The following is a 19,371-nucleotide window of genomic DNA, read 5'->3' on the forward strand; positions in this document are numbered from 1 at the left end:
GGGCTATCGAACAGCATGGAAGGGTTTCAGAGAGCTTTTATACTTGATTTTTTGATTCAAAGGTCTATTTAACCCATTTTGGCCTGTATAGGTTGTCAGGGAGGGTAACTGAATGGGGTCAATATCAACCCCAAGCCGTTCTGCGCAATATTCTTGGGCTTTGCGAAGATCGGTCCCGGACATGGTTTCGGTTTCCAGCACATAGTAGGGGGGTTCCGCCTGGTATTTTAACCCCAGTTTCTCAGCATTAGCCCGGAGAACAGTTCCTGGAAGAACGCTTAGATTGTAAGCTTCTACTTCAGAATAAGCTTCATGGTCGATGAGAAAATCAACGGTTTCTGCAATGGTTGAAAAAGTATCTCCAGGCAACCCTATGATAAGTCCCACGGTGACCTGGATATTTCGATCTTTCAGGAGGTGGACACCCTTTAAAAATCGTTCCAGATTGTTTCGCCGACCTACTTTTTTTAAAGCTTCCGGGTTAATGCTTTGTAAACCGACCTCCACACTTTTAAAATTACATCTTTTAAATAGATCGGCCATTTTTTCATCGACCAGATCGGCTCGAATCTCGGTATGAAAATATAAAGATCTGTCTGGATTGTGCCTTTGAATAACTTCGCCTACCTGCTCGAGGTCTTTACGATCATTAAACGTTGGATCCATGATATATATCTCACGAACCCCATTTTTACGGGCATAATCTACATGCTGTGCTAGACGTTCCAGGGGGAAGGCCAGAGTATTGGTAAACATTTTATAATAATAGCAATATTGGCAATGGAATCTACACCCTCGAACCGTTTCAATCCACATGGAACGATCTCGGGAAGGGCCAATAATACCCTTAAGATAAGGGGAGGGAATTTCTGCCAGATCGGAAATAGAAACACGGGGGGAAGTCATAATCAGGCGGTCTCCTTCTCTGAAAAAAAGTCCGCGAATCTCAGGAAGTCGGGGAATTCCTTTGCTAAAATGTCTGAGAAGTTCTACAAAGGTCCTCTCTCCTTCGTTGATAACGCCTATATCGATTACCGGATGAGACAAAATGTAAGGATTATCCGGGGTTATCTCGGGTCCTCCCACTACTACTTTCAGGCGAGGAAGTCGTTTTTTGAGTTCTCCAGCAATGTACAAACTTCGGGTTACATTCCAGCAATAACAGGTTATTCCTAACATATCGATATCTTGATTTGCAATCTTGTCAATTAACCCGGCGTCCCCTAACAAATCTGCTGTATCAGGGTCCAGGATTTCTACATCTACCTCGTCCAAGAGCCCTTCCTGGGCAGCCATGGCTTTTAAATAACCTGCTGCGAGCGGAATATTTGCTCGGATTCCACCGAAATTAAACTGGTGGACCGGTAATTGCATAAGAAGAATCTTAACTCCCATACGTTAGTAAAATAGAAAGAAAAAAGAAGGACGTCAATAACGTTCTTTTTAATGATTTAAAGGGGTAGCTAACTTGACAAAACGACTTTTTCGCCTATATTATAAGTATTTATTTAACCAGCCGTTAATTCTAATTCTCAGCATCAAGGAGGAGAAGATTCATGAAAGGTGACATCAACAAAATACGTGAGCTACTACTTACCCAAAAGCAAGAGATTCTTAGCAAGATTCAAACAGGTAAAGATGAAGAGGAGCTGACAGCCTCCAATCGAGGGGATTATGTAGATATTGCAACCGATGGACTGGCCCATGAACTCAGCTACATGTTTGAAGAAAGGGAAAAAGAAAAACTCAAACTCATCGATGAAACCTTAGAAAGTATTGGGCAGGGTACTTATGGGGAGTGCCTGGAGTGTGGCGATGAAATTGAATTTGAAAGGCTTCTGGCATTGCCTTTTGCCAAGTTATGCTTGGATTGTAAGTCAAGGGAAGAACGAAGAAGTAAAATTCCTATTGGTTAAATAAGTTCACTTTATGGAACTACGGCATGAAATAACCCCTCACTCCAAGGAGCCAAGGAGCTGGCAATCTCTGTTAGAGGGGCGAAGCCGGTTTTGGGATAAGGCAGGTAGACTCTCCGGATAGTACAAGGGTTCCATCCGATCTTTTACAAGTGGTTTTAAGCTTAATCCGATAGGTAGTCTCGTTTTTTTCTAAGACTTCTACCTCCGCGGTGATTGTATCTCCAATCCTTACAGGAGATAGAAACTTTAAGTTTTGAGATACATGAACCCCCCCATCACCCAATAATTGGGTCAGTGGATTCGTTAAGAGGCTCGCCGTTAACATCCCATGCACGACCCGACCTTTAAACATGGAGCGACGGGCGAATTCTTCATCCACATGGAGGGGGTTCATATCTCCTGTAATTCCTACAAAAAAACCGATATCTACTTCGGTAAGAGTTTTTGTAAAGCTTCGTTTTTCTCCTATCTGAATATCTTTAAATTCCCGTTTCGTAGCTCTTTCTCCCTGCTATTTTTAGAAATCAGAATCCAGAAAGGTTATTCTGAAAACTGATTTCCGATTTCTAAATTCTGACTCCTGGCTTTGGAGTCACGTCACGATGCTCTTTCCTGTCGTGCTTTTTCCAGTTCCTCCCATAACTTTACATGATGGGTCTCAGGAATGTACAGAGAGCCGATGACAAAAGTCATAATTGCAACGATAATGGGGTAAATAAGACCTGCATAGATATTACCTGTAGCGGTAACAATATAGGTGGCGATAAACGGAGTAAGTCCCCCAAACCAGCCATTTCCGAAGTGGTAAGGTACTGACATGGAAGTATATCGAATTCTGGTTGGAAAGAGTTCTACCAGGAAGGCAGCAATAGGACCATACACCATGGTTACATAGATGACCTGGATCAGTATGAGGAGCGTCAACATGATCACGTCAGGATGAACCGCTTCCACAACGGCTGGGGTGATCACCTTACCGGTAGCATCTACAACTGCCTCTTTGATAACAGCAGTAGGGCCGGCAAAGTAGTGCATCCCATAGTAAATGGGAAAGTAAGTCAGTGCAGCAATCAAACAACCCCACATCATAATCTTTTTTCGTCCAATCTTGTCGGATAAAGCCCCAAATACAATGAAAAATGGGGTACCCAGGGCCAGTGCAACGGCTACGATGATGTTCGCAGTGACAAAGTTTACTTTAAGTACGGTCTGTAAAAAGAACAGAGCATAAAACTGACCGGTATACCAGACAACGGCTTGACCGGCCGTAGCACCTAGTAGGGCTAAGAGCATCAATTTACGGTTCTCCGGGTTACGGAAGGTTTCTGTAAGCGGTTGTCGAGAAGTTTTACCTGCGGCTTTCATCCCAGCAAATAAAGGGGATTCCTTTAATCTGATACGAATGTAATAAGACATTGCAACCAGTAGAATGGACAGAATAAATGGGATACGCCAGCCCCAGGCTTTAAAAGCGGCTTCACCCATGGAAAGTCGGGTGATCAAAATAACCCCCAGGGATAAAAATAAGCCCAATGTGGCTGTTGTTTGGATGTAACTGGTATAATAACCGCGCTTATTGTCGGGTGAGTGCTCGGCTATGTAAGTGGCTGCGCCACCGTATTCCCCGCCTAAGGCAAGACCCTGGAGCAACCTGAGCGTAACCAAAATAATAGGGGCCAGAATCCCTATATGGTTATAGGTAGGTAAAAGACCGATAATGGTGGTTGCTCCCCCCATAATTAGTAAGGTTAAGAGAAAAGCATATTTCCGCCCTATGAGATCCCCTATACGACCAAAAACAACCGCACCGAAAGGTCTAACCAGGAAACCAGTCGCAAAGGTAGCTAATAAAACAAGAAATTGAACAGCAGGATCCCCGGGTGGATAGAACAACGGAGCAATAATCGTACCCAGGCTACCAAAAATGTAAAAATCATACCACTCAATAACGGTTCCGGCTGAGGAGGCCGCTATTACTTGCCAGAGTTTGTAGTCTCTCACCATCGTTTCATAGGACCCATCTTTTTCTTGACTCATATGATAGTCTCCTAGAAAAAACAAATTTTATTTTTAGATCTTTTTTCACCTGACTTCTCTCAGAGTCCCCTTTATTTCATCTAAAAATTTTCTTGTCAAGAAAAACTTTCCCTCCATCCAAAAATTTACCTGAAGAATAAATTCTGTAGGTTACTGGACTTTTTTATTGACGAAATGCCTGTTCACTTTGTAATATTTGAAGGATAAAAAATTTTTTAATAAATTGAAATCTCCAACACTCGACCGACTTTTAGAATTCCTGATCTAAGAAGGTGGTCTGTGGATAACTCCGCTATCTGTGTACCCAATATCGGCCCTAGAGAAAGTCAAAAGCGATTTAGAATGGGAACAATCATGTTGATGGTGGCCGTTGGACTGGCCGTCACCTTTATAGCTATGGACGTAAATCGCTGGTGGCGGGTAAGCCTTTTTTTACCATTCTGGGCAAGTACCCTGGGCTTTTTTCAAACCCAAGAGAAAACCTGAGTGTTACTGGCTAAGCGTGGGTTGCGCAATCTGGACAAAGGGATCGAAAAGATCCAGACTAAATCTGAAATAATGCAACTTCACTACCAGGCCCGGAAAGTTTATATTAAATCCATATTTGTAGCAATTTTATTGACACTTTTAGGTTTGTTGATTCCTTGATAGCCAGGAGTTAAAAGTGAGGTTCATAAAAACAAAGTTTAAGGGTCTCTTGATTATTGAACCCCAAATATTTCGAGATGTAAGGGGGTTTTTCATGGAGAGTTACAACCGGCGAAAATTCTCTGAAAATGGAATTCCTTCAGAGTTCGTACAGGATAATATAAGTAGATCGGTAAAGGGTACTTTGCGCGGACTGCATTATCAACTCAACCCTCATAGTCAAGGTAAACTTGTTCGGGTAACCGAAGGCGCTGTATTTGATGTGGCGGTGGACATTCGCTTTGGCTCCCCTACCTTTGGACAGTGGTTTGGTTATATCTTAAGCGCGGAAAATAGGCACGCTCTCTACATTCCCCCGGGTTTTGCGCATGGTTTTTGTGTATTAACAGATGAAGCGGAATTTACCTATAAATGTACCGCATTTTATGTGCCGGAAGCAGAACGCGCGATTATTTGGAACGATCCGCAAATCGCCATCCAATGGCCTATCACTCCAGACCCAAATTTAATGTCGGAAAAGGATAAAAATGCCCCTACTTTAAGTAGAGCTGAAATTAATTTTTATTTTTAACCATCCTGATCCCAGAGACATGAAGATATTCAGATTCCCTAAGAGAAGGGTAATTTTTTCACCGTTCTTTTTAGAGAACTCTCCGCATATAAGAAAAGTTTAGTGGAACTGTATGTCTTGGTGTCTTCATGGCTAAAAGATTTTCGTATGGCTGCAAAAACCATGGTTGAAAAAATCTTCGAGCGGCATATTCAAGATGAGCCGTTTCCAGGCTTATATGCGCTGAAACTGGATTACGTGCTTTGTCACGAAATTACCACGCCTCCGGCCATCAACGATTTACGAGATCGGGGTCTCGATAAAGTCTTCAATCCAGAAAAAATTAAAGCTACCGTAGACCACGTGGCACCTCCTAAAGATGCAGATACCGCATTACAATATCGAATTCTGAAGGAATGGTGCCGACGGCACGGAATCGTATTTTATGACTTAGGACGACATGGGATCTGCCATGCCTTATTTCCAGAAAAGGGCTATGTCCGTCCCGGTGAAGTACTTATTTGTGGAGATTCCCATACCTGTACCATGGGCGCATTTGGGAACTTTGCCGTGGGAGTGGGAACCACCTACCTGGAAACGGGATTACTTACCGGGATCACGTTCTTTCGTATACCCGAAACGGTTAAGTTTGAATTAACCGGTAAACTTCAGAAGGGTGTTTATCCTAAAGATGTTATCCTGTATTTAATTTCCCGATATGGCGTTTCGTATATGACGAATTGTGTGGCAGAGTTTACCGGAGAAGGAGCTAAAACCATCGACATGGAGGGACGAATGACCATTTGCAACATGATGGCCGAGTTCGGGGGAACAACAGGGATGTTCTACCCGGATGAGCAGACCCTCCAGTATCTCAAGTACCGGGATTTAGGAATGGATAAAAATAACCCGGATGCCATAGATTACCGTAAGACCCTGGAATCTCGAAGTGATGCCGCGATCCTGGCTGAGTGGCGTCAGCTTTGGTCGGATCCCGACGCAAAATATAAGGCCGTCCATCAACTGGATCTATCCGCTCTGGAACCTATGGTAACCGCCCTGGCAGATCACCCCAAAGATGATAAACCTTCCCTGGGAAAGCCGATTTCTCAACTGGTCGGCGGAAAGATCCATCAGGTCTTTATAGGTTCCTGCACCAACGGTCGTATCAGCGATATGCGGGTAGTTGCCGAGATTCTGAAGGGGAGAAAGATTCATCCCGATGTAACCCTGGTTATTGTACCTGCAACCACCGAAGTTTATCGACTCTGCCTGGAGGAAGGGCTCATAGAAATTTTCATGGAAGCCGGGGCCCTGGTGGATACACCCAGTTGCTCCATGTGCTTAGGAATGAAATCGGTTGTTCCTGAAGGTCATATTTGTGCTTCCAGCTCCAACAGAAACTTCCCAGGACGTATGGGAAAAGGAGCTCGAGCTCAACTCATGAGCCCGGCCACGGCGGCTGCCAGTGCCATCAAAGGAGCTATTACAGACCCAAGGGAATTCTTAAATTAATCACCTGAGGCAGAAGACCGGAAGCTAGAAGCTAGAGCCCCCGAAATCAGAGGCAAGAAAGTTGAAAACCTCAAGCCTTTGGCCTTCGGTCTCTAACCTCTGGCTTTCGTTCCTCTGCCTTCAACCTCAGAGTATATGCCCGCTTCATCTGCCGTTACTATGACCGTTCCCATGGTTACAACCATCCGGGGACCTATTTTTAAAATTCCTAAAAATGATGTGGATACCGACCAGATCATACCGGCTCGTTACCTGACCAAATCCGACAAATCTGGTTTTGGACCTTTTGTCATGGAGAGTCTTGAGTTTGAGGGATTCGACCGTAATAGCCCGGCCTTCAAACAGGCTAAAATTTTGATTGTCGGAGAGAATTTCGGCTGTGGTTCTTCTCGAGAACACGCTGTCTGGGCTATTCAAGCCCATGGCATTCAGGCCATTATTGGAACTACGTTCGCCCGAATCTTCTATCAAAATAGTATTGCCTGTGGACTCCCTGTTATTCGGATCTCCCCGGAAGAGATCCAAAAACTCTTTTCCCTTGAAAACGGTACCGACATACAAATCGATCTGGAGAAAAAGATCATCCAGGTTGGGGAGGATCAAATCCCCTTTGCCTTAGACGAATATGATCAGGCCCTACTTCGGGATGGAGGGTTGGTAGGATTCGCCTATAAACGGTATGTAAAAGGTGTTAACAACTGATTTAAAGTATTAAAGCCTGTTCTTTGAATACCCTTTATGCAACGGGTGGGGCTATCGCCGTTGGAAATTTTGTATTCTCTACCCCTTCGCTCGAACCTGTTGCATGAAGGGATGGATAACCCCTCAGAGAGATTTGTAAATTTCAAGTTTTTTCAAGTTAAGGAAATAATCCGAAGCCCTGTTAGCCGTAAGAGAGAATCCCTCCGGAATACCGGCTGTAATCTAATATTTAAGAAGCAACTCCTGAATTCGTTCGGGGGTTGCGGCTACAGTATGCTCGTAACTCACGCTCAATGACACTGTGGTAAAGGTATAGGTACTGATCCCCCGATGACCGTTAATATAAGAATACCAGTTCAAGTTGAGGGTATCCCCCTGGATATTTCCTTCGTATTCAATCTTGCCGGATGAGTTCTCAACAACAAATTGGATCGGTATACCTTGAAGGGTATACAGCCCTTTTAAGGAATAGGCATGGGATTTGTTCAACCATTTGCCGACCTGATCCTTTCTTTCCCTTTGAAATAACCGATAGTACAGTACCGTCTTCCGCATTCTTTATACTATACCCTCCTCTCCGTTCAGTATCAAAAATACTTAAGATATTTGGCCGCTGGAGCCGTTTCGAGCCTTACCAGCCTTCCACTACCCCAGCCTTCCCGATCCTTAGAATCCCTGGCCGCATTTAACTGCCCCTGGTTTACCCTGGAATTATCTCTCATAGGTCCTGCGCCATTGGTCAACCGTGGAGGTTTGATCGGGACAATAAGCCTCTGTTCCCGTTATGAGAATTACAACCTCAAGCCGGGATTGATCCTTCGAAGTTTTTCCCCAGGATTGGATCGGAGGAAATGCAATCTCAGCGGTCAACTTAGGGATATCTCCACCTCTCATCAAACGACAAAAATAACCTGCCCGATCCACCACATAGGGCTTCGTGTAGGATAGATGTTGTTGCAAATCAATATTTGATCGGGCCGCAAGATCTGTAAACCTTCCGTACATCAGATCATCCCTATTAGGACCTGCTTCAGAATAGTTACTTCCAGGCGCAGGAGTTGTATTGTTCTGTGCTGTGTTAAAGAGTGCGTCGTAGGCTTTTTGAATTTGATGGTCGCAATAGGTTGAGATGGCATTGCGGAAGAACATATCGGCGACCTGACGTTTTGTGGATTCGTCCACATTCTGGATCGCTGCCGATGCCTGCTGGCGGTTGTTCTCGATAACCTTCGGAGCGCCTAATTGTTGGATGTCCTGGCAGATCTTCTTGGCTGCAGCAACTATTGCTTCAGGACTTTGTCTCATTCCTACTCCCATCCGTTGAGCATTTGTCACAACGATGGTATAGAAATCGTAATCTTTCTGGGACAAAGACTGTGCGCTGGCCTGCTGTAAGATTAAGTTCCAGAGTATTACAACAAAAATAAACCTGACTACTAACTCCATGGGATTGCCTCCATTCATCAGGATGGTTATGCAGATCATCTCCCTTAAAGTACGGGCGGGGGGCTTCCCGCCCGGTACGGGCGATCGGCCGATCGCCCCTATATAGCGTAACCCTTGAATTATTCCATCGGGAAATCTGACATGAGGGATCTACACAACACTCCTCAGAAGGTTAATATGAAGAAGATGAGATCGTGTGTTGTATTTATAAACCCGATAAGAAGGAATCAGTTAACCAGGAGGGAAAATTTTTTCAAAAATTCTCTAAAAACCTGGAAGTTGAAATCTGATATACCCTTCTACCAGGGTAAAGATCGGTCAGGTTCGCACAAAATCCTGCGGAGATAAACAAAAAACCTGCCCTGTAAAGTTCGATTCCTGATCCAAGATCTTTGAATTTCCGGGTAAATGATGGGACAGGATCAGTTAAGGTAGATGACTCCTTCCGAGGATTCGTTAAAATTTTCTTGCCAAGCTCCTGAATGGGGGTATCAGTATTTTCTGTTTCGACCACCTGGGATTGGGTGTCAAAGGGTTATTTTATATTAAATCTAAGTAGAAATGCCGCCCAGAATGGCCCTTAAATAGGGTAGCCACAAAGGACTACCCTATAGTTTAGGTGATGTTTCAACATGGAAACAGTATTACACATCTGGAGTATAGAGGTTACTTCGAAGTACCTTACCCGGCAAAGAAGAACCCGTTGGGTGTGCATTTAAAGAAGGCGTAAGCTTTCCATTTTCTAAGAGGGGAACTCCATTTACAAAAGAATAATAAATACCACGGGATTTTGAAATCAGGCGTTCACCTCCCCCCGGCAAATCACGGACCAGTTCGGTGGGTTCTGTGTGAATAGCATCTGGATCAAAGATAACCAGATCGGCTGCTTTACCCACTTCAATGCGACCCCGGTCTTTAATTCCATAGATTTGGGCAGGTACTGAAGTAAGTTTACGAATTCCCTCTTCCAGAGGCATAATTCTTTTTTCACGGATCCAATGGCCCAGGAAGTAACTACAGTAACCGGCATCGCAGAACAAAGTCAGGTGAGCTCCTGCATCGGAGGCCGCAATCAAGGTGTAAGGATGAATCAGGAGTTCGGCTACGTCGTCTTCTTTATTATTCATCAGCCTTACAAAGAATTCCATTTTTAGATCTTCCTCTAAAGACAGATCAAAAAGGACATCTGAAGGATGCTTCCCCAATTCTTGACCTATTTCTACAAGGTTTCTTCCCAGCAGGGATTGATGTTTGGTCTGGGTCACTTTTTGAACCTGTATGGTTTCCCAATCTCCGGCAAAAAGGCGGGATGGGAAGGTTGTGGTATCCTGTCGAAAAGCTGCACGGAAGTCAGGATCTCGGAGAACCTCCGGTCTTTTTTCAGGTGAGGCTTTAAATACTTGCTGCCAGCAAGGGAGCCCCTCAAAGACATAAGGATCTTCCATGCTGAAGCTCATGACAAGGGGGCGACAACTTACTTGAGGATAAACTTCCAGACCCTGGTTGAAAAAAGCTTCTGTTTCCTTAAGCATTTGCCGATGATAATCCGGCTGGGCATTTTGCTGTAAAAGAACCGCCCAGGTAACCGGTCGACCGGACTCCCTGGCCAGGCGTGCCCAGGGTTCCAAAGGAGAATAAAGGGCCGGAGTAACTTCAATAATCCCCCGTTTATAAGAGCCGATGACCCGGCCAAGTTCTAAGAACTCCTGTTCAGAAGCCAATCGACTCGAAACAGGTTTTCCATCCCCACCAATATGGGTTGTGGCGGTGGAAGATCCTATTCCAAAAGCCCCGGCTTCCATGGCTTCTCGAACAATCTGTTTCATGGCCTCCAGCTCAGTCGGGGTTGCTTCTCGCTCAGAAGCCTCAGGACCCATGGCATATTGGCGGATGGTGGAATGACCCATCAAAGCCACCACGTTGAGTCCTACTCCTTGCTTTTCCAGGGCATTCAAATATTCCGGGATGGTTTCAAAGTTCCACCGAATCCCTTTTTGCATGGCTTCCAGGGACATTCCTTCCACCTTTTCCAGGGTTCGCATAATTAATTCCCGATCCTGGGGACGACAGGGTGCTATAGTAAAACCACAATTTCCAATGATAACCGTAGTAATTCCATGCCAGCAGGATGGAGTAGCCAGAGGATCCCAGGTAAATTGAGCATCATAATGGGTGTGGGGATCTATAAAACCCGGACTGACTGCTAACCCCTCTGCATTTATAACCCGCCCAGCCGAACCGCTCACAGATCCTATCTCAGCTATCTTTCCATTTTGAATGGCTATATCCCCTTTAAAACCCGGCTTTCCAGAGCCATCATAAATGTAACCATTTTTAATAATAACATCAAACATACAGGCAGTCTGTGGACCACTATCGGTCGTTAAAGAGTCATTACAGATAAGTACCAACAACCGACAATGGAGAACAGACGATAACCGATTATTTTTATCTCTTTAAAGGAATTTCACCATTGCCAGGGAAACCCAGAAAAGTATCTTGGTAATCTACAACCCTCCTCCAATTTCAAAAACTTCCAGATTCATCTATCGGAGAAAAAGGATGAGAATAAAAATCCCTAAGCCAATCCGGTAAAATACAAACAGATCAAAAGTATGGGATCGAACTAACCGGAGGAGAATCTTAATGGCCAGGATTCCACTGAGCATAGAAGCCAAAAATCCAATGACCAGATAAGAAATTCCTCCCGCAGGAATTCCTTTGTGAAGGAGCTGTAACAGTTTAAGACCGCCGGCGCCTGCTGTAATCGGAGCACTCAAGAGAAAGGAAAATCGGATAGCCAATTCTCGATCTAACTTAGAAAATAATCCGGCCGTTATCGTCATACCCGAACGAGAAACCCCTGGAATTAAAGCTACCGCCTGGGCACAACCGATAATAAGAACTTCTTTCCAACCAAGCATTTCTATCTGCTTGATGGGTTGTTTGATCTGCTCGGAATATCGATCTGCCAGCCAAAGTAGAATAGCAAAAATAATAAGCATACTGGCTACGAGGATTCCAGAGCGAACGTGGGTCTCGATAAACTCATCTAAAAGTTTTCCGGCCACTGCTGCAGGAATAGAACCGATCAGAATCTTCACCCCTACCTCCTGATTTAAATTTTCCCACCTACCTTTAAGCATCATCATTACGGAATTTTTAACTATCTCAAATAACTCGTATCTGAAAAAGAGCAGAACGGCCATTAAAGTCCCTAAATGCAAGATAGCGTCAAAGGCCAATCCCTGATCAGGCCAATGAAGGAGGTGGGGTATAAGTATAAGATGGCCTGAGCTGGAGACAGGTAAAAACTCTGTAAGACCTTGAACAACTCCGAGAACGAAAGCTTGTAAAGTCGTCATAATACAACCTCTGTTTCTCAGAAAGACGTTTAAACCCGAATCCATCATTTGAAAGATTTACTTGTAAGTTCTTTTACAGTAAGATACTTTGTAGGGAAAGTCAATTAAAAGTCGATTAAAATCTGGAAATTTACCCTTGCTTTTAACAGAAGATCTGATGCAAAATCAAATGGATGGGGAATTCTTTTAACCGAAGGTAACTTTCACCCAAGTTCAGGAGGTAAAAGATATGGCCCAAAAAATATCTGTCATCACCGAGACCGAAGAAAAAATTGAGACGAGTCTACCGGCTAAAGTGATTTTATTTAACGACGATTATCACACCTTTGAAGAAGTTATTGCTCAAATTATAAAGGCTATTCGTTGTTCTCGGGAAGAAGCAGAATTAATTACCTGGGAAGCTCATACCAAAGGAAGAGCCATTGTAATCACCGGCGAATTAGAGGAGTGCTTACGGGTTAGTCGAGTTCTGGAAGAAATCGAATTACGCACCCAGGTGGAGATCTAGGGAAAAAAGGATGGTCCAAATTTTGCTGAGAAAAATCTTGACCTGAAAGAGAGTTCCTGATAGGTAGAAAAAATTGGGCTAGAAGGATTAAAAATGTCTAAAATGAGCTTGGTGGGCAGTAAAATTTTAGTCTTAGATGAGGATCCAAACACATGGCGTATCCTGAAAAAAATCCTGATCCCTAAGGGCTGTACCATCCTTCCGTCAAATTCTTATGAGGAAGGCAAAAAATATTTAACTCAATTCTCTATGGATCTGATTCTGATAGAGATTTCCCTGGGTGAAGGAAAGGGTCTTTTGTTTGCCGAAGAACTGAGGAAAAATCATCCTTATTTACCCATCATTATTCTTACTTCAGAGATATCTCTACAAGCGATTAAAAAAGCAATAAAGTTAGGCGTTTCGGATTATATTCTTAAACCTCCTGATCCTATGGAGTTGCTCGACTCGATCCGTGAAGCAATCAGCCGATATAAACAAACCCTGTTGGATCAAGCTATCCTCAAGAACTCCAGGCAATATTTCGAAGAGCTCATAACCCTGATGGAAGTAAGTAAAATCACCAATTCCTTTGAACACATTGATTTACTCCTCCAACGGGTTGTCGAAATAGTTTCTCAAATTTTGGATGTAGAAACAGTCTCTTTAATGGGGATCCAGGAAGATACCCAAGAATTGGCTGTATTGGCCTATATAGGACCTGAGAAACAAATTGTGGAAAACGCGCGAGTTCCCATAGGGACAGGGATTTCGGGATGGGTTGCTCAACAAGGCAAACCCTTGCTTATTAATAATATTGAGAAGAGTGAAAAATTCAAGAAGTTCAGAAAAAAAACTCTCGATCAATATAAAAATGACTCTCTTTTATGTGTCCCCTTGAAGATCAAAGACCGTGTGATTGGGGTTCTCAACGTGAATAATAAAAAATCAGGCAAGGCCTTTGATCTACATGACCTGGATCTTCTAAGGGGCATCTCCAATCCCATCGCCCTGGCCATTGAAAACGCCTGGCTCTATGAGAAGCTCCAAATCAAGGCCCGAGAACTTGAACGGCTCAATAAAGAACTCCAGCAACTGGATCAAATGAAGTCCAATTTTATCAGCAATATTTCCCATGAAATCCGAACCCCGTTGACTTCGATCAACGGATATGCTGAACTTCTTCTGGAGATGGGAAATAAACTTTCTCCTGAAAAAGGAAAAGAATTTCTTCAGGCCATTTTAGAATCTGGAAAGCAAATTTCGATTCTTCTGGATCAAATTGCAGAATTTAGTTTAGTCGAATCCGATAAGGTGAAATGGAATATCAGACCCGTCCTTTTGCATCCTCTTATCACCAGAATTATCGATAGGTTCCAAACCCATCTCGAGAAAAAACAAATAACCCTCACTTATCAACCTTCAGATAGAAGCCTTCAGGTATATGCTGATGAAGAGAAAATAGATCGGGTTTTATGTCACTTTATGGACAATGCTATTAAATTTAACAAAGAAAAGGGAAAGATCGACATCAAAATGGAAGAAGTTCAGCGGAAGGAGTGTCATCCTTTTGTTAAGGTTTCCATTACCGATACGGGTATAGGAATTTCTAAGGAGAATACCTCCTATCTGTTTACAAAATTCAATCAACTCGGTAATATTTTAACAGAAAAACCACCTGGGGTGGGTTTAGGATTAGCCTTCTGTAAGGAAATTATCAGTCGTCATCGAGGAGAGATTGGGGTTGAAAGTGAACCTAAAAAGGGGAGTACCTTCTACTTTACCCTACCCCTGGTAACTGAAGGGAAAGAGTCGTATATTGTTCGTAGTTAATTGTTCATTGTTGGGGGTCAGTGGATCCGATAACTTTGACTACCTGCCAGGGTCGTCTTAAGTTATCGGTTTAAACAAAAAACAACGAACAATAAACAACGAACAATCAGTAAGTCGAGGTGAAATTCTATTCATAAACTTTATGGTAATTTAATCGGTTTAAAACCTAATGAACTGAAAAGAATTGAACATATCTACCGAAGAAAGATTCCTGCCACCAAAGTCATTACCCAAGAACTGGCTCGCTATTTAACGGAAATTTCCCAGGAAATAGGAAGGCAGATTGGAATTCTGGTCAATCGTCGAGGAAATATTGAATATGTCATCGTAGGAGATGCCAAAAGTATTTTTATCCCGGATCTAAGGGGATTCCGTAAAGGATCAAGCCGACTTCTGGGGCTTCGATGTTTACATACCCATTTGAAAGGAGAGCCATTAAGCCAGGAAGATTTAATGGATCTGGCCTTACTCCGATTAGACCTCATGGGGGCTATTAGTGTGCAGCCAGATGGTCTCCCGGGTTTTGCTTACTTGGCTCATCTCCTTCCTAAAAATCTGGAAAACAAGAACTGGCTACTGCTGGATCCTGTCCACCCCAGCCAGCTGGAGCTGGATTTTGAGCAATTGATTCGATCCCTGGAAGAAGAGTTTGCTCGAGTTCAGGGGGTTAGAGAGTTAGGAGATAACCGTGAACGGGCCATTTTGGTGAGTGTAACGTCTGGGAGTAAATTCGAGGCAGAGGATTCTTTAGCAGAGCTTAAAGAACTGGCAAGATCCAGCGGAATTCTGGTCCTGGATTCGGTTCTTCAACATCGTCCGAAACCAGACCCGAAGTTTTTAATGGGAAAAGGAAAACTTCAAGAGCTGGTTCTAAAAGCTCTCCAACTGGGAGCCGATCTTTTGGTATTTGATCAGGAGTTAACTCCTGCCCAGGTGAGAACCCTGGCAGATTTTACAGATCTTAAAATCATTGATCGGGCTCAACTTATTCTGGATATTTTTGCTCAACGGGCTCACAGCCGAGTTGGAAAGGTCCAGGTGGAACTTGCTCAGCTCAAATATATGCTTCCCAGGCTCTCCACCCGAGATGATGCATTATCTCGCTTAACCGGAGGTATTGGAGGGAGAGGACCCGGTGAAACAAAGCTAGAAGTTGATCGCAGACGGGTAAAAGATCGCATCCATCGATTAGAAAATGAACTCAAACATCTGGCAAAAGGTCGAGAACAACGCCGGTCTCGACGCCTTAAGAAGGAATTACCCATTGTTTCCATTGTAGGCTATACCAATGCCGGAAAATCTACTTTACTTAATGCCTTAACCCACAGTCAGGTATATGTAGAGGACCAATTATTTGCTACTTTGGATCCAACCAGTCGAAGGCTTCGTTTCCCCCGAGATTTAGAAGTAATTATCACGGATACGGTCGGATTTATTCGAGATCTTCCTAAAGATCTCATGGAGGCTTTCCGATCTACCCTCGATGAACTGGAAGATGCCGATTTACTCTTGCATGTCGTTGATGTAAGCAATCCTCGATTTGAAGAACAGATTCAGGCCGTTAACAAAATTCTCTATGAGCTCGGGTTGCATACCAAACCCACATTAATAGTCTTTAATAAAGAAGATAAAGTAGATCCCAAATTAGTCGAGAATCTATGCAGGCTTTATCAGGCGGTTTCTATATCGGCTCTTCAACCCAATACCCTCTTTAAACTAACCCAGCGGATGGAGAAAGAGCTGATCCGGATACTTGCCCAAAACCCCCTTTCGTTAGAGAAGGAAGAGGGAGAGAAAGTTCTTGCCTATAACTAAGCCCAGGTGGGTCAAAGCAAAAATAAAACGTAAGTAGCCCTCACCTCCAAGGACCAAGAGTCCAAAAAAGAAATAACCGATTTTTCCTTATGGCAGGGATGTCCTGGGGGTGAAGGCTTTACGTTTTAGAATGAAATTTCTCCGATCTATTTTTAAGCGAGATTATCAAGAATACATAAGACGGGGGAACCTTTTCTTTCAAGAAGGAAAGTGGCATTCGGCTCTTATAGAATACCAAAAAGCTCTGGAAATGTTGGGACCCCAAGAAGAACCCATCCATAGATGGATTGAAGAAAAACTACAAAACTCCAGGATTAATCTGGCGGTGGAATATGTTCAAAAAGGGGATACTTATGCGAACGACCAACAATGGGACCTCGCCATAGAAGCCTACCAAACGGCCAAAGAGTTATATGGAGAATTTGCTCCGGAGATCGATGAGATTCAGGAAAAACTAGAAATTGCCCTGGAAATGCATCAAGAAAAAACGCTCAGCGAAAGATTAAAACATATCGGGCTGGAAGATTCCCTGGGATTTGGCTTTGCAGAACTCAGAAGAATTAAGAATTTCGGTCTTTATCAAATTGCACCCTATGATATTAGATTCGATGATAGCCGCCACTTTACAGATCGACAAATTGCAGACCTCAAAGCCCGGCTTAAGTTGAACCCTGAAGACCCGGATCTCCATTTTGACCTGGGAATGGTATATGCGCGATATGGTTTTTTGACCAAGGCCATCGAGGAAATGAAAAAGGTTATCCAAATTTACCCTACCCACTCAGAAGCCCACTTTGTCCTGGGAAACCTCTATTCGGATTATGGAGATTTACAAGAAAGCCTTCGCTTCCTTAGGAGAAGTATCGAATTGGATCCGAAATTCGAACTGGCTTATTACTATCTGGGTCAGCTATATGAAAAACTTCAAGATCCCTCTAAAGCCGAGGAAATGTATCTTAAATTCATCAGACAACAGGCAAAAACGGCCATCCTGGATGAAAATGCCCTCCAAGGGTATTTAGCTCTCGGTCATCTTTATAAAAAGCAGGGTCAATATCTGCAGGCTTCGGCCACCCTTCAACAATACCTCGAGAAAGATCCCTCCAACGAGGAAGTCTATGCCTGCCTGGGAGAAATTTATACACTCATGGAAGACTGGGAAAAGGCCTCCCAGTGCTGGAAAAAAGTTCTGGAATTGGAGCCGGAAAGTGAGTTGGCTAAAGAAGCCAGGCAGCATTTAAAAGAACTGGTCGATAAGAAAAAAGGCTAATCTTTACTAAAAGAATAAACCAATTAACGGAAGCCGGGTATGGCCTGTCCGTCGGGCAGGAGAAAGATTTCCGGTACCTTTTTAACTCGAAAAGGATACTCCGCTACATTATGGCCTGCGATAATAGGAGTAAAGGAGCTTCTTGATACCAGCCGCTCTGAGTTTCATATTTTTCTACCCAGAAAAATCTGATTTATTTCAAAACCTCTGTCCACTGGGATACTCTCAAACCTACGGTTTAAGAAAGTTACAAAAGTGTTGAAGAAATTGCCGGTGGAGAATTAAATATGTAAATTAAAATAAACCCTCTTTTTTATAACCTGAGGGATCCACCATGAGTGATAGCTTAATTCTAATAGACCGGGAAGCTTTGCTGGCCGAGCTGCGTCAAGCTTTCGATGCGCAGACTGCGGAAGTTCTTATGCGCGTGCTGGATCGGGTTGCAACCCAGATACATCAGGCGGGTGTGACACGTGAAGATTTTAGTGAGCTGAAGCAGATTGTGAGGGAGTTAGCAGAAGCACAACATAGAACCGAAGAACAGGTCAGCAGACTGGAGTTGGCTGTGGAACAACTGGCCGAAGCCCAACACAAAACCGAAGAACGCTTGAATATCTTTCAAACGGAAACACGGGAAGCCATTGAGAAATTGACCTGGGCTATAGATCGTCTCCAGAAACAGGTTGGTGGATTGAGTGATACGGTGGGTGGGGATATTGAAAACATCGCTTATATCGTCTTGTATAACGTACTGAAACGCGAGCTTGGCTGGCAGGTCAGTGAATTACATCGGTCTTGGCAAAGGTGGGATACCGAGCCCGAAGAGGTGAATATCTTTGGAACGGCTACAGATCCGGCAAGGCCGGAAACGACCATCTGGATTGTCGGTGAGGCAAAACACAACCTGACCCTCAAAGAGGTCAAGGACTTTATTAAACAAGTCGAACGAGCCCGTCAACACCTTGCAGGGGAGATATTTCCGGTATGTTTTTGCTATCGAGTTCGGCCTGAGGTAGAACAGATCCTGCGGGATACCGGGATTCGATTGGTCTTCTCCTATGGAAAGCTGGTATAAAGGGAAAAGAGGCCTTCTATGTTTTATTTTATAAATTTATTCATGGTTTTTTTCTTAATAGGGTGTACCGGCAAGGCACAACCTCCTGCCTCTGAGACGGGCTCTCCAGAACAAATTCCCGAAGGTTTTCAAAGCCTTTTCGATGGAAAAACCCTTACAGGCTGGCATATGAGTAAAGAAAGTGTCCATGGTAATACCCAAAGCTGGATCATTGAAGATGGCGCGATTGCCGGAACCCAGGATAGACCGGGTAATGGGGGGCTTCTCCTGACAGATCAAGAATTTGGTGATTTTGAATTGTACCTTGAGCTTATGCCGGATTTTGGATGCGATAGTGGAATCTTTTTACGGGCTAATGAGCGAGGTCAGGCTTACCAGATCTTAAACGATTACCTTCCGCAAGGAAACGTGGGAGGTATTTATGGAGAAGGGATAGGCGGTTTTCTCCTTCCGGCCAAGGACTTTCCTAAAGTTTGGAAAAGGGATCAATGGAATAGTCTGCTTGTCCGAATTGAAGGAAATCCTCCCCACATCAAGACCTGGATGAACGGACAACCTCTTATGGACTGGACGGATAATCAGAAACGCCTGCCGGATAAAGGAATGATCGGATTGCAGGTACATGGTGGAACCGATCGATGGGCCCCAGGTCGTTTTACCCGATATCGAAACATAGCCATTAAAGAATTGAATAAACCTTAAAGATAGG

19 protein-coding genes are annotated in these 19,371 nt (G+C 43.8%); 12 read left to right on the forward strand and 7 right to left on the reverse strand.

Features of this window, described 5'->3' with window-relative positions; all coding sequences use genetic code 11:
* Positions 1–3 precede the first annotated feature (3 nt).
* On the reverse strand, positions 4–1,374 hold the full coding sequence (locus VNM22_10630; GenBank protein HWP47606.1) for a B12-binding domain-containing radical SAM protein: 1,371 nt from the start codon (positions 1,372–1,374) through the stop codon (positions 4–6).
* 182 nt (positions 1,375–1,556) lie between these two features.
* Between VNM22_10630 and VNM22_10635 the strand changes: the two genes are divergently transcribed.
* Positions 1,557–1,916 (forward strand): TraR/DksA family transcriptional regulator, encoded by a 360-nt coding sequence (locus tag VNM22_10635; protein HWP47607.1) that lies wholly within the window; start codon positions 1,557–1,559, stop codon positions 1,914–1,916.
* Positions 1,917–1,989: 73 nt separating this feature from the next.
* Here the strand turns inward: VNM22_10635 and VNM22_10640 are convergent, their stop codons facing one another.
* Complete coding sequence (locus VNM22_10640; protein ID HWP47608.1) at positions 1,990–2,394, reverse strand: MaoC family dehydratase; 405 nt, start codon at positions 2,392–2,394, stop codon at positions 1,990–1,992.
* A 122-nt stretch (positions 2,395–2,516) separates the two neighbouring features.
* Positions 2,517–3,956: an MFS transporter gene (locus VNM22_10645; protein HWP47609.1), complete on the reverse strand. Its 1,440-nt coding sequence runs from the start codon at positions 3,954–3,956 to the stop codon at positions 2,517–2,519.
* Positions 3,957–4,235: 279 nt separating this feature from the next.
* Between VNM22_10645 and VNM22_10650 the strand changes: the two genes are divergently transcribed.
* The 5 genes from VNM22_10650 to leuD all read left to right on the forward strand — a co-directional run bounded on the left by VNM22_10650 (position 4,236) and on the right by leuD (position 7,371).
* A complete protein-coding gene (locus tag VNM22_10650; GenBank protein ID HWP47610.1) occupies positions 4,236–4,442 on the forward strand; it encodes a hypothetical protein in 207 nt (68 codons plus the stop codon).
* Positions 4,443–4,604 (forward strand): hypothetical protein, encoded by a 162-nt coding sequence (locus tag VNM22_10655; protein HWP47611.1) that lies wholly within the window; start codon positions 4,443–4,445, stop codon positions 4,602–4,604.
* 16 nt (positions 4,605–4,620) lie between these two features.
* On the forward strand, positions 4,621–5,175 hold the full coding sequence (rfbC, locus tag VNM22_10660) for a dTDP-4-dehydrorhamnose 3,5-epimerase (protein HWP47612.1): 555 nt from the start codon (positions 4,621–4,623) through the stop codon (positions 5,173–5,175).
* A 147-nt stretch (positions 5,176–5,322) separates the two neighbouring features.
* Entirely contained in the window at positions 5,323–6,669 is a 1,347-nt protein-coding gene (locus tag VNM22_10665) for a 3-isopropylmalate dehydratase large subunit (protein ID HWP47613.1), read from the forward strand.
* Between the two features lie 135 nt (positions 6,670–6,804).
* Complete coding sequence (gene leuD / locus VNM22_10670; protein ID HWP47614.1) at positions 6,805–7,371, forward strand: 3-isopropylmalate dehydratase small subunit; 567 nt, start codon at positions 6,805–6,807, stop codon at positions 7,369–7,371.
* A gap of 222 nt (positions 7,372–7,593) precedes the next feature.
* On the opposite strand, the gene VNM22_10675 is transcribed toward leuD, so the two are convergent.
* The 4 genes from VNM22_10675 to uppP form a co-directional block, all read right to left on the reverse strand.
* Positions 7,594–7,926, reverse strand: a complete 333-nt coding sequence (locus VNM22_10675) for a hypothetical protein (GenBank protein HWP47615.1) — start codon at positions 7,924–7,926, stop codon at positions 7,594–7,596.
* A gap of 156 nt (positions 7,927–8,082) precedes the next feature.
* Positions 8,083–8,817 carry a DUF732 domain-containing protein gene (locus VNM22_10680; protein ID HWP47616.1) on the reverse strand — a complete coding sequence of 245 codons (735 nt, stop codon included), beginning with the start codon at positions 8,815–8,817 and terminating at the stop codon, positions 8,083–8,085.
* A gap of 644 nt (positions 8,818–9,461) precedes the next feature.
* Positions 9,462–11,171, reverse strand: coding sequence for a D-aminoacylase (locus tag VNM22_10685; GenBank protein HWP47617.1), 1,710 nt, complete (start codon positions 11,169–11,171; stop codon positions 9,462–9,464).
* 192 nt (positions 11,172–11,363) lie between these two features.
* Positions 11,364–12,182 carry an undecaprenyl-diphosphatase UppP gene (uppP, locus tag VNM22_10690; GenBank protein HWP47618.1) on the reverse strand — a complete coding sequence of 273 codons (819 nt, stop codon included), beginning with the start codon at positions 12,180–12,182 and terminating at the stop codon, positions 11,364–11,366.
* Between the two features lie 229 nt (positions 12,183–12,411).
* Here uppP and VNM22_10695 point away from each other — a divergent pair, with 229 nt between their 5' ends.
* The 6 genes from VNM22_10695 to VNM22_10720 all read left to right on the forward strand — a co-directional run bounded on the left by VNM22_10695 (position 12,412) and on the right by VNM22_10720 (position 19,364).
* Positions 12,412–12,690 carry an ATP-dependent Clp protease adaptor ClpS gene (locus tag VNM22_10695; GenBank protein ID HWP47619.1) on the forward strand — a complete coding sequence of 93 codons (279 nt, stop codon included), beginning with the start codon at positions 12,412–12,414 and terminating at the stop codon, positions 12,688–12,690.
* Between the two features lie 93 nt (positions 12,691–12,783).
* Positions 12,784–14,502, forward strand: coding sequence for an ATP-binding protein (locus tag VNM22_10700; GenBank protein HWP47620.1), 1,719 nt, complete (start codon positions 12,784–12,786; stop codon positions 14,500–14,502).
* Between the two features lie 453 nt (positions 14,503–14,955).
* Complete coding sequence (gene hflX, locus VNM22_10705) at positions 14,956–16,317, forward strand: GTPase HflX (protein HWP47621.1); 1,362 nt, start codon at positions 14,956–14,958, stop codon at positions 16,315–16,317.
* A gap of 130 nt (positions 16,318–16,447) precedes the next feature.
* Positions 16,448–17,587, forward strand: a complete 1,140-nt coding sequence (locus VNM22_10710) for a tetratricopeptide repeat protein (protein ID HWP47622.1) — start codon at positions 16,448–16,450, stop codon at positions 17,585–17,587.
* A 334-nt stretch (positions 17,588–17,921) separates the two neighbouring features.
* A complete protein-coding gene (locus VNM22_10715; protein ID HWP47623.1) occupies positions 17,922–18,662 on the forward strand; it encodes a hypothetical protein in 741 nt (246 codons plus the stop codon).
* Positions 18,663–18,680: 18 nt separating this feature from the next.
* Entirely contained in the window at positions 18,681–19,364 is a 684-nt protein-coding gene (locus VNM22_10720; GenBank protein HWP47624.1) for a DUF1080 domain-containing protein, read from the forward strand.
* The last annotated feature ends 7 nt before the right edge of the window (positions 19,365–19,371 follow it).

It is taken from the genome of Candidatus Limnocylindrales bacterium (assembly GCA_035559535.1).
GTDB lineage: Bacteria > Moduliflexota > Moduliflexia > Moduliflexales > JAUQPW01 > JAUQPW01.